Annotated in this window: 7 protein-coding genes; 3 read left to right on the top strand and 4 right to left on the bottom strand. The window is 63.0% G+C overall.

Annotation, left to right across the window (positions count from 1 at the left end; all coding sequences use genetic code 11):
* Positions 1-107: 107 nt before the first annotated feature.
* The 4 genes from Pan44_RS18730 to tssH all read right to left on the bottom strand — a co-directional run bounded on the left by Pan44_RS18730 (position 108) and on the right by tssH (position 6,502).
* The gene (locus tag Pan44_RS18730; RefSeq protein WP_145032113.1) at positions 108-401 is read right to left on the bottom strand and encodes a PAAR domain-containing protein; all 294 of its coding nucleotides are present in this window, start codon (positions 399-401) and stop codon (positions 108-110) included.
* A 14-nt stretch (positions 402-415) separates the two neighbouring features.
* Positions 416-1,384, bottom strand: a complete 969-nt coding sequence (locus Pan44_RS18725) for an FHA domain-containing protein (RefSeq protein ID WP_145032110.1) — start codon at positions 1,382-1,384, stop codon at positions 416-418.
* A 44-nt stretch (positions 1,385-1,428) separates the two neighbouring features.
* Entirely contained in the window at positions 1,429-3,684 is a 2,256-nt protein-coding gene (locus Pan44_RS18720; protein WP_145032107.1) for a type VI secretion system Vgr family protein, read from the bottom strand.
* 133 nt (positions 3,685-3,817) lie between these two features.
* Positions 3,818-6,502, bottom strand: coding sequence for a type VI secretion system ATPase TssH (gene tssH / locus Pan44_RS18715; protein ID WP_145032103.1), 2,685 nt, complete (start codon positions 6,500-6,502; stop codon positions 3,818-3,820).
* 331 nt (positions 6,503-6,833) lie between these two features.
* Between tssH and Pan44_RS18710 the strand changes: the two genes are divergently transcribed.
* From Pan44_RS18710 to Pan44_RS18700, 3 genes are all read left to right on the top strand, one after another.
* Positions 6,834-8,219: an eL24 family ribosomal protein gene (locus tag Pan44_RS18710; protein ID WP_145032099.1), complete on the top strand. Its 1,386-nt coding sequence runs from the start codon at positions 6,834-6,836 to the stop codon at positions 8,217-8,219.
* A 121-nt stretch (positions 8,220-8,340) separates the two neighbouring features.
* Positions 8,341-9,555 carry a transporter gene (locus tag Pan44_RS18705; protein WP_145032095.1) on the top strand — a complete coding sequence of 405 codons (1,215 nt, stop codon included), beginning with the start codon at positions 8,341-8,343 and terminating at the stop codon, positions 9,553-9,555.
* A gap of 92 nt (positions 9,556-9,647) precedes the next feature.
* A complete protein-coding gene (locus Pan44_RS18700) occupies positions 9,648-11,045 on the top strand; it encodes a hypothetical protein (RefSeq protein WP_145032093.1) in 1,398 nt (465 codons plus the stop codon).
* Positions 11,046-11,162: the final 117 nt, after the last annotated feature.

Raw genomic sequence — 11,162 nt, 5'->3', positions numbered from 1 at the left:
CGCGGCCGCGCATCGCTGCGGGCGATCCGCCTGCGTGCGAGTGTGTCTTTCCGCCGATGTTCCTGCCAGCCCTGCATTCTGGAATTCAGCCCTTCCTGTGGATTGCGTCAGCCGATCATGACCGTCGGGCTGCACATGACGATCGACCCACCATGCGCCGTCATGTCGCCAATCCGCGCGGCCGGCTGTCCGCCGATCATGACGGTGAATGATCCCATCGCGATGACATCCGGCGGTCCGACGCAGATCGCCATGTCCCCCACGCGTGTGGCAGGCAGGAATTCGATCATCACGTTCGGACATGCGGCGCACACCGGACCACCGACGTGCGGTATGGGTACGACAGCCGGCGTCTGCATGGGGCAGACGTGCATGTCGGAAATGCGTGCTGCGGGAGGCATGGTGCGCCCTCGATTCAGTCCTTGCCAGGGGAGACAACGGTGGCGGACGTGGAACTGGGGCTGAAGCCCCGCTTTCCCAGCTCGTCGGAAAATGTGGAAGGCGCGAACAGGCTGAGCTGCGCGGGCGCCTCGGAATCTTCGACGGCAATCCAGCTCAGCTTCGACAGCACCGGATTCATGCGATCGGGCTGCTGGCAGGTCAAAACCAGCCGAAGCAGGGACGGCCAGTGAAAGATGCTCAGGGCCTTTCCCGGCTGACCGTTTTCAACGCCGCTGATCGCCTGCCAGTGTTCCATGAACTCTGCGTCGTCGAGCGTCGAACCGACGCTCACCAGCGCGTCTTTTCCCCACGCCGACTGCAAAAGCTCTGCGGAGACTCCTGACGACTTGACGATCATTGGCGAGAACTGCAGCTGCTGGTCAACGGAAAGCCATGAGAAGAGGGGCGCCCAGGCGGGATCGATTTCCGTTGGCTGGACGCCAGTCTTCCGGAAATCGACGATCGCGCGGACCGTCGCTGATTTTCCGAGCAGGTCGAGCAGCTGCTGCGGCGTCTGAATTCCGCCTGGAAACTGGTACAGGGACCACCCGCAACTGGCGGCCGTCATCGTGTAGTGGCCGCCTCCCGCCGGTTTCATGGGACTGGCGGCTGGCCTGGGCGATGGTGGCGCGGCGGAGTCGTCCATCCGGACCTTGAACAGGTTACCCGTGCCGAGTTCGATCGTGTCGCCGCCGCGCAGCTCGGTGCGCGTGGCGGGGGAGCGGTTCACCAGGGTGTCGCTCGTCACACTGAGATGAACGAGCTGCGCGTCGGGGCCCGGAAACTCGATCCGGCATTGCTGCCGCGAAACCGTCGGATCCTGGGTGATCGGGATGCCGCACTCAGGCAACCGTCCGATGGTCAGTGAACTCCCCAGGGGAATGGAGAATGACTGCCCCTCAAGCGGGCCGCGAATGGCATCGAGGATCAGGTACTGGGACATTTCACGGGTTCGGACGTGGATCGGGCGACGGAATCGACGATCGATCAATCGCAGGACTTGCTGCCAGTTTTGGAATCGTCGGCTTTCTTGAAATCGCTGTCGTCAGGTTTGTTTTGGCCGGCCTTGATCGGTTCCTGGGGACTGTCCGGCTGAACGCCGGGGCCGGCCCCGGCCGCGCCGCCGCTGTTGATCAACGTCATCGGCATGCCGTTGATGGCGACGCCGGCGACCGAGATGTCGACGAAGTTGCCGCCGACCTTGAGCGACAGCTGCATGTCGGCCTCGATGACGACGGTCATTCCCTTCAGGTGCAGGACCTGGCCGGCCTCCATCGCGGCCGATTGCTCGATTTTCGTATCCATTCGGCCAGCCGTCATGGACAGGTGACCGTCGACCTTTTCCGAGCGGTCGCCGTCGACTTTGGTGTGGTGGTTTCCTCCCACCTGCTCCATGTGATCCTTCTCGACGTACTGATGCAGATTGCCTCCGTCGGACGCTTCTCCCACTCCAACTGTGAGGTACTGGTTGCCTTCGACCTTCTCGACCTTGTGCTGTTTGGTCTTCAGCCGCCATTCCTTGTGCACCAGCTGTTCGCAATAGCCAACGTCCTCGCTGTTGCCTTCATCGCCAACAATCAGGTAACGGTCGCCGACCACCTGGGTCCGCTGCGTGCTCTTCACCCGGACATCCATGTCTTTCTCGGCATGGATGAAGACCTGCTCCTTGTCCTTGGTGTCGTCGAAACGCAGCTCGTTGTAGCCGTCGCCCCCCTTGGTGGAGTTCGTCTTGATGCCGCTGATGTTGGGATCGACCTTGTGCTTGTCGTCCGGTCCGTCCCCCAGGTAGGGGGGCATCTGCTGGTTGTTGTAGACGGTCCCCACGATCACAGGCTGATCGGGATCGCCTTCCACAAACGCGACCATCACTTCCTGGCCGATCCGGGGCCAGAACGAGGCGCCCCACCGCTTGCCGGCGGCGATCTGCGCGACGCGGACCCAGCAGGCGCTCTTTTCGTCGTTGTTTCCTTTCCGGTCCCAGAAGAACTGGACGCGGACGCGGCCATATTTATCGACGTAGATCTCGTCCCCCTGCTTGCCGACGACCCTGGCCGACTGCACCCCCTCGACGAGTGGCTTGGGCGTTTTCCGTTCGGGACGGTACTGGACGTCCGCGGGAATCGCGGTGAAGGTGTTGCGATAGGGGGTGAGGCTGGCCTCGCCCGTGATGTAGCTGGCATCCTGGATGGCGGAGTGCTGGATGCTGGTCAGCAGGTATTTCTTGCCGGAATCGTGCTTGAGGCTGAACCGGTAGCCCGACACGAAGCCGCGGCAGTGGCTCTCGCCGGAGAAGGTGTGATGCGATGCCTCCGATTCCTGGGCGCGGAGGTCGACCAGCTTCGAGCCCTGTGAATTGACTTCATCGAGCCGCTGGTCAGGGAGGTTATAGCGCAGGGCGCCGCCGCTGGGCCATTCAAAGACTTCGAGCTTGTCGTTCTTGGCGAGCACCGTTTTGGGCGCGACGCCGGAGTAGTCGATCTTGTTCTGGGCGAGCTGCGGGTGGTAATCGCGGGCGGCGAACTTTCCGGAATGGATGACCCGTTCTTCCCGCCACTCCATGACCGCGTCCTTGCCCGATTCGTCCGGACCGGATTCGACCCTGAGCGCGACCTGCGCCTGGTTGGGGACGTCATTGCCCGCCGTGAGCGAGTCGTCGATGATCAGCTTGTGGCCCGAGTCGGTGTGTTCGAAGTAGTAGTACAGGCCGTCCTCTTCGAGCAGCCTCGAAATGAAGGAGAGGTGCGATTCCTTGAACTGCGTGCAGTAGTCGATTTTCTTGTAGTTGCCCCGCTGGGCACGAATCTCGAACTTGAACTCGCTGAAATCCCCCTGGAGTTCCTTGAGAATCGTCTCGACGATGTCGGGGACGTTCTTGTCCTGGAAGACACGCAGGTCGGCCTTCTTCTCGAGCAGCCACAGCCAGGGAACGAGGTCGGCTTCGAAATAGTGGAAGCGGTGATCTTTGCCAACGGCCGCGAACCGGTTGCAGACTCCGTCGAAATAGCGGTAGGGGCCCTTGGTGTAGTCGTCTCCCAGCGAAACCCGCAGCGACATGCGCTTGCCGAGCAGCTGGTCGGCTTTCACCTGGCTGGCCTTGTCGACGGTGACGAGCAGGTCGACGTGGACGTTGAACAGTCCGGACATCTGCTCACTGGCCGTGAAGCTGGTCGGCAGCAGCAGGTCGGACTTGCCGTCGGCCTTGAACAGCAGCAGACGGGCCTTGTCGGTGTATTCGGAGGGCATGTTCGCACTTCAACGTGTTCGGACCGCGAAGCCGCGAAACAACGTGAGGGAGGATCGCGTGGTCATCGTCGATGCGAGCTTCACTCCGGATTGTCGGCCGCTCCCCTGAGAAGTTGCGTACAAAGTTGGCCCGCTACTCGAACTCGTAGCGGAAGCCGCTGTTTTCGGCCAAATCGATGGTCACGCGGGCGACCGACCGCTCGTCGGCCATACGCGAGAGGAGTTCACGCGAGATGTCGGGGAGCACCGAGCCGGTGAGGATGTGATCGACGTTCCGGGCGCCGGTTTCGGTTTCCTTGCACCGGCTGGCGATGTGGTCGACGACGGCGTCCGGGAACGTCAGCTGCGCCCGGTGGTTTTCCTTGAGCCGCTCGCCGATGCGGCCGAGCTGCAGGCGGATGATGCTCTTGAGCACCTCGTCTCCCAGCGAGAAATAGGGGACGACGGTCATGCGTCCGAGGAAGGCGGGCTTGAAGCGTTCCAGCAGTTTCGGGCGGAGCAGTTCGCCGAGCTTGTCGGAATCGGGCTTGGTGTCGGGATCGGCGCACAGCGACTGGATCAACTCGGACCCGACATTGGAGGTGCACAGGATGATCGTGTTCTTGAAATCGATCTCGCGGCCTTCCGCGTCTTCGAGCACCCCCTTGTCGAAGACCTGGTAGAACAGCTCGAGAACGTCGTCGTGCGCCTTTTCGATTTCGTCGAGGAGGACGACGCAGTACGGCCGCCGGCGGACGGCTTCCGTCAGTTTGCCCCCCTTGCCATAGCCGACGAGCCCCGGGGCCGAGCCGATGAGGGTTGAGGTCGTATGCCCCTGCTGGAACTCGGTCATGTTGATGATGACCATGTTCCGTTCACCGCCGTAGAGCATTTCGGCGAGCGTCATCGCCGTCTCGGTTTTCCCGACACCGCTGGGGCCAACGAGCAGGAACACGCCGATGGGCCGTTTGGGGTCGGTCAGGTTGGCGCGGGCCGTCTGGATGCGGCGGCTGATGGCGGTCAGCGCGTGGTTCTGGCCGATGACCCGTTCGGTCATCCGTTCATGGAGCGATGAGACGAGCCGGATTTCATCCGTCAGCATCTTGCCGACTGGAATGCCGGTCCAGGCTGAGACGACTTCCGCGATCGCGGCGAAGTTCACGCAGGGCTGGACCAGAGGGGCCTCCCCCTGCAGTCCTTTCAGTTCGGCCTGCAGCGTCGTCAGTTCTTCCCGCAACTGCTGTTTCTCCGACTCCGCCAACTGGGTGGGGGGCGGCGCCTTCTCGTCGGATCCGCCCTTCTTCTGGATGGGGGTTCCGGCGAGGCGGTCGCGCAGTTCGCAGATCTTCGTGACGAGATCGCGCTCGGCCGTCCATCGCGATTCCATCTGCTTGAGTTCTTCGATCGCCTTCTCGCGGCCGGCCTTGAGTTCTTCCATGCGGACAGCGTGGTCGGCGCCTGCGGCGGCTTCCCGCTCGAGGATCTCGAGCCGCATCGCATCCTGTTCGATCTGCCGGGCGAGGTCTTCAACGGCGGCCGGCGTGGCCGATTGTCCGACGGCGACGCGGGCGGCGGCCGTGTCGAGCAGACTGACCGCCTTGTCCGGCAACTGACGCCCCGTGATATACCGCATCGACAGCTTAACGGCCGCGGCGACCGCTTCATCGAGGATGCGGAGCCCGTGATGCTTTTCGAGCATCTTCACGAGGCCCTGCAGCATGATCTCGGCCTGTCGTTCGGCCGGCTCTTCGACTTTCACCACCTGGAACCGTCGGGTCAGGGCGGCGTCCTTTTCGAAATACTGCTTGTACTCCGACCAGGTCGTCGCGCAGATCGTGCGGAGCTCGCCACGGGCCAGGGCCGGCTTGAGGAGGTTGGCCGCATCATTCTGGCCTGCCTGTCCTCCCGCTCCGATCAGCGTATGGGCTTCGTCGATGAAGAGGATGATCGGCTGGGGCGAGGCTTTGACTTCCTGGATCACCGATTTGAGCCGGTTCTCGAATTCGCCTTTCACGCCCGCGCCTGCCTGTAGCAATCCGAGGTCGAGCGAACGGACGGCCACGCCGCGGAGCGGGGGCGGAACATCGCCGGCAGCGATGCGCTGGGCGAAGCCTTCGACGACAGCCGTTTTTCCTACGCCGGCCTCGCCGGTCAGAATGGGGTTGTTCTGCCGGCGGCGCATCAGGATGTCGATGAGCTGCCGAATCTCGAAATCGCGTCCGGAGACGCTGTCGAGCGCGCCGCTGCGGGCCCGTTCCGTCAGGTCGACGGTGAACTGGTTGAGGGCCGGCGTCTTGGGATTGCCGGCCGCTGGAGCGGCACCCGTCGACGTGGCCGACTGCGTCGCCTGCACGGAGGCGACATCTTCGGACGTGCCGGCGGTGACATCTTTCAGTTCGCGGGACAAGCCATCCGGCGTGAGCTTCCCGAGGTCCTTGACGCTCCCGAGGAAGAGCTGGCTGACCTTGGTGTTCGTGAGCGCCGCGAGCAGCAGATGTCCGCTGCGGACAGCGGTCTCGTTGTACTCGATCGAAGCGAACACCCACGCATCTCGAACGAGGTCGACCAGCAGCGGAGAGAGAGCAGGCGGTCGGGCATTGCCGGTCTTGAATCCGTCGATCGCCTTGGTCAGTGCGGCCTGAAGCCGGCTGTGGTCGACTTCATAATGTTTGAAGATGGCGGCGACGTCGGTATCCGGCAGTTCCAGCAGTTTCTGCAGCCAGTGCTCGACTTCAACGGTGTAATTTGTCCTTGAAAGACAGAGCCCTGCAGCACTCTCGAGTGATCGCCGACAAGGCTCATTGAGTTTCCCAACGAGCGACCGCAAGCTGACATCCACGTGCCGCCTCCGATGAGTTCTGCCCCTCGCCCAAGTTGCCAACAAGTGAGCGAGTCGACGTGAGTCATATTGATGCGGAGGCCGGAATTCAACGAACAGGGGGAGGCGTGGTCTCCATCTGGGGCGGAGCTGCGGAGCGGGGGACCCGGCGATTCGCGGAATTGGCCGGCAGCTTCCGCCGGAAACGGGTCGACCTAATCTGCACAACTGAGTCGCAGGGCCGCAGGCTGAGCAAGCTGTAACACCCGTCTGAAAACCTTTGACGATTCTGAAGTTTTCTTCCCGATACGCGAAGTGACACTGTCCTCATTCCGCGCGTTGGGTAGAGACCATGATGGCCACCCGTTATCGCAGATGGACCTGCGGCGCTTTTGCGACTGCACTCACGCTGACGACCGCCTCCTTCGGGCAGGATGCGGCCGCACCCAAACCGCCTGCGGCACCGCCGGCGCCCAAAGGGGCGCCGATTCCGCAGACGCCGGAGTTCGCCAGCCCGGACATCAAGCCGACCTTCTGCGACTGGCTGCTCGCCCGCCCGGTTGCACTGGCGAAAAAGCTCAACCGGACCGACCCGCTCCAGCGCCCGCCGTTTGCCGGGGCGCCGACCGACTCGCTCAAGGGAATGGCGGCCGGCATTCGCGCGGTGCAGCTCGATGCGCCGAATCGCGTCGCCGCCGCAGCCTATCTGGGAACGGTTGACTGCGCGACCTACCCGCAGGCCCAGGAGATGCTGATCGCGGTGATGAACGAGGACCCGCAGGAGGAGGTCCGCTACGAAGCGGTCATGGCCCTGCGGATGATGCTGACCCGCGGCTGTGCCAATCTCGACACCGAGTGCGAGTGCGAATCCTGCGAGAACAAGAAGGAGATCGCGGCGGCCTCGGAAAAGCACTCAAAGGAACATCAGCGGGCGTTGATCAAGGACGCCAAAGGTCCGGCCAAGGCCGAGGCCCGCGACGCGAAGCGCAAGAACGAAGTGCAGGAGAAGCGTTACGACTGTTGCCGCGGGTGCTGCAACGCCAAGGTGCTGAACGCCCTGGCGAAAGTCGCCTACGAAAAAGACGGCGCGTGCTGCTTCGTCGAGCCTTCCGAACGCGTCCGCGAGGCGGCCAAAGAAGGCCTCTGCCTGTGCTGCACGGTTCCCGGGTGGACAATGCATTCGCCGGAGCCTCCGGTCGCGCCTGCTGACGAGCCGGAAAAGACGCCTGGCGAAACGCCGGCGCCGGACGACAAGGAAGTGAAGCCGCCGCAGCTCGAAGAATCCGTGCCGAAACTCACTCCGCCCCCTGAAGGATCGGCGGAAGGCCCGGTGACCCAGACGATGGCGACCAAGTCTTCAATGTCCGGCACGCCGTTGCGTCCGGCCATTCCGGGGCTCAAAGGCTACTGCGTGATGGAACTCCGTGACCGGAAGTTCGTCGCGGCGAAACCGGAATTTTCGTCGACGTTCGACGGACGCACCTACTACTTCTCCTCCAAGGAGAAGAAGGCGGCCTTCGACGCCGAGCCGGAGCGGTTCGGCCTCGCTTACCGCGGGTACGACCCGGTGGTCTGGCAGACGAAGCGGGAAATGGTCGATGGCCAGTTCCTTCGTGAATACCAGGGGCAGTTCTACCTCTTCGCAGCCAAAGAGAACTGGGACAAGTTCAAGGCGGCTCCGCAGAAGTTCGTGCTCCGCGATCGTGTCACGACAGGGCAGTCCGTCGTGTCGCGGTGAAGCGTGGCAGCTTTCGGGTGGCTGAAAGTCGAGTGTGTCTGTTCGGGCGTTAAGGATCTGCAAGCGGAATTCAAGAGTCACTGAATCAGGATGTGCGAGCGGCCCTGTCAAGGATTCGACGATGCAGAGCGCTTTCTGGAAACCGAGTCTCGTCGCTGCGGCCATCGCGTTCGGCGCGCTGCCCGCCGCCGCACAGACTCCGACGCCTGGGCTCGCCGCTTTGACGGAAGACGAGCAACTGTTCGATTCGAAACTGGCGGCGCAGCCGGCGTCGTGCACGGTCGGATGCCCGCCGGCGAACTGCCTGCAGACGCCCGGTGCGACGTCTCCGTACGGCACGATGACGCCCGGACCTGCGGCTTCGATGCCCCAGCCGATGGCGACTCCCGACTCCGTTTTCTCTCCCGGAAATGTCGGCTCGCTGTCCGCAGGGCAGGGGGCCCTCGGCGGTGAGAACCTGGTGGCCGCCTCGATGATGGCGGGTGGTTATCTCGATCCGGCCGCGCCCGTCACGATGTTTCGCCTGCGGTACGATATCGCGAACGACAACCCGTTCCCGGATCGCGGCGAGTACTTCTATGCGAAGTGCGGCTGCTTCAGGCAGATTGGCGCAGATCCCGACGCGGCGGGCCCGATCGGCCTGAACACGAGCGTCGACTACCAGGAAGTCCGCGCGTACTTCGAATACGCGTTCAATCCGAAGTTCTCGCTGTTCACGGAACTGCCCGTTCGATTCGTCGATTACACATCGCTCCCCGGGCTTCCCGCACTGGGAAGTTCGAACGGCTTCGCCGACATGACGGCCGGCTTCAAGTACGCCTTCATCGCGGAAGAAGATGAGTACCTGACGTTCCAGTTCAAAACCTACATTCCGACCGGCGATTCACGCGAAGGCCTGGGAACCAACCACGTCAGCCTGGAACCGGCGATTCTCTACTACCGCCGACTCTCCGAAAACTGGCTCCTCCAGAGCCAGTTCAGCGAGTTTTGCCCGATCGGCGTCGACAGCTATGCCAGCAACGTTCTGAGCTACGGCGGCGGCCTGGGCTACATCCTGTATGAGAGCGACGACGTGTCGGTCATTCCGATGCTCGAAATGGTTGGCTGGACATTCCTCGGCGGTCAGAAGTTCGATGCGAGCTCCGGCGGCGTGGACCCTGAAAGCGCCAACGGCGACACCATCGTCAACGTGAAGCCTGGCGTCCGCGTCGGCCTTGGCGATCGGGGACCGGCCATGATGCAGAGCCAGTCGATCTACGCCGGATTCGGAATCCCGGTCACCAACGAAGAGTTCTACGAGGAACTGTTCCGGGTCGAGTACCGGATCCTCTTCTGATGCGAGCCAATGTGCGTATCAAAGCCATCAGTTCACGAAGTCAATAATTCAGAAGTCCCCGCCGGAAGTGGGGACGCGAAGGGATGGAACCCATGGGCTTCTTCACTCAAACGGGCGTGCTGCGCTGCCTGCGGCTGGCGACGGTGGCGGCGGCGATCCAGTGCAGCGCGGTGAATGCGGCGGAACCGAACCGGGTTGCGCAGACGTCGGCCGAAGAAGAAGCCTTCTTCGATGCCCAGTTGCTGCAGCCGACTTCGGCCGGGGTGCATTGCCCTCCGAATCCGTGCCCGCCCAATCCGTGTCCACCGAATCCCTGCCCGCCGAACGTGATGCAGCCGGACCAGGTGTTCCAGCCCACGCCGACGCCCCTCACGGCTCCGCCGCAGGCACCCCAGTCGCAGTTCTCCAGCCCGCCTTCGGTAGCGTCGCTGCAGGCCGGGCAGGGGGCAATCTCCGGGCAGGACTACGTTCCATCGGTCTTCGGCGACTTCTACGCCGGCCCGGGTACAACGATCTCCAGCGTCCCCTCTGGCGGAGTGGTCGCGATTCCGCGCGGCAACTCGGTGGGCCTGATGAAGTTCGCAGAGAACGCCAGTGTCATTCCGCGTGACCGGTTCTACGTCAACTACAGCTACTTCGATGACGTGAGCCTGATTCCGGGAGGACTCGACGTCCGCCGGCTGACGCCCGGTGTCGAAAAGACCCTGCTCGACGGCGCCCTCTCGCTGGAACTTCGTGTTCCGATGGCGACGACGCTGAACTCCACGACGCCGTTCGACACGACGAATCTCCTCGTCAGCGGGTATGACACCACCAGCTACGAACTCGGGAACCTCACCGGCTTCTTCAAAGCCCTGCTGTTCCAGAACGAGGTCTGGGCCGTGTCAACCGGTCTGGGGATCGCCCTGCCGACCGCGGACGACCTCCGCGTCGTTTCGGATGACGGGGCACGAACGACGCTCGATTTGATCAAGAATGAATCCGTTCACCTGCTGCCGTTCATCGGCGGCGTGTTCACTCCCACGGAACGCCTCTTCTTCCAGGGGGTGATCCAGGTCGATGCAGCGACTCGCGGAAACTCGGTCTACACCGCGGATGACAGCCTGGCGCTGGTTCGGGAAGGCCGGCTCGACGACCCGAACTACCTGTTCGTGTCTCTGAGCGGCGGCTACTGGATCTACCAGGCGTCGGATCCCTCCTCCCTGATCTCGCGAATCGCCCTGATCTCGGAACTGCACTCAAACAACACGCTGGGGCGGACCGATGCCATTGCCGGTGACAATGCCAACATTTCGAACCGGGTCAACATCCAGACCCTGAATGCCGTATTCGGCTCGAACGTTTTGATCGACGAGAACAAGTCGCTGATGCTGGGTTACGTCGCGCCGATCGGCGGCGGATCGGACCGGGCGTTCGATGGGGAGTTCCGGGTGATGTTCAACTGGTACTTCGGCCCGCTGTCGACCCGGGCGAGCCGTGCCCAGTTCTGACAGCGATCCGGACAGATCGGGCAGAAGCCGACCGGGAGTGGGTTGCCATCCAGGCCTGCATTGATGACGATTTCGCCCGTCCGGAAATCGCATCTCTGGTGGGCCAGGGCGCCCAGA

The sequence above is a fragment of the Caulifigura coniformis genome, from assembly GCF_007745175.1.
GTDB lineage: Bacteria > Planctomycetota > Planctomycetia > Planctomycetales > Planctomycetaceae > Caulifigura > Caulifigura coniformis.
Note: the sequence above shows the minus strand (reverse complement) of the source record. Positions and strands in the feature narration are given on the sequence as shown.

Coding starts and splice junctions, on each gene's coding strand:
- Pan44_RS18730 (WP_145032113.1), bottom strand. CDS start 401: ATGCCTCCCGCAGCACGCATTTCCGACATGCACGTCTGCCCCATGCAG.
- Pan44_RS18725 (WP_145032110.1), bottom strand. CDS start 1,384: ATGTCCCAGTACCTGATCCTCGATGCCATTCGCGGCCCGCTTGAGGGG.
- Pan44_RS18720 (WP_145032107.1), bottom strand. CDS start 3,684: ATGCCCTCCGAATACACCGACAAGGCCCGTCTGCTGCTGTTCAAGGCC.
- Pan44_RS18710 (WP_145032099.1), top strand. CDS start 6,834: ATGATGGCCACCCGTTATCGCAGATGGACCTGCGGCGCTTTTGCGACT.
- Pan44_RS18705 (WP_145032095.1), top strand. CDS start 8,341: ATGCAGAGCGCTTTCTGGAAACCGAGTCTCGTCGCTGCGGCCATCGCG.
- Pan44_RS18700 (WP_145032093.1), top strand. CDS start 9,648: ATGGGCTTCTTCACTCAAACGGGCGTGCTGCGCTGCCTGCGGCTGGCG.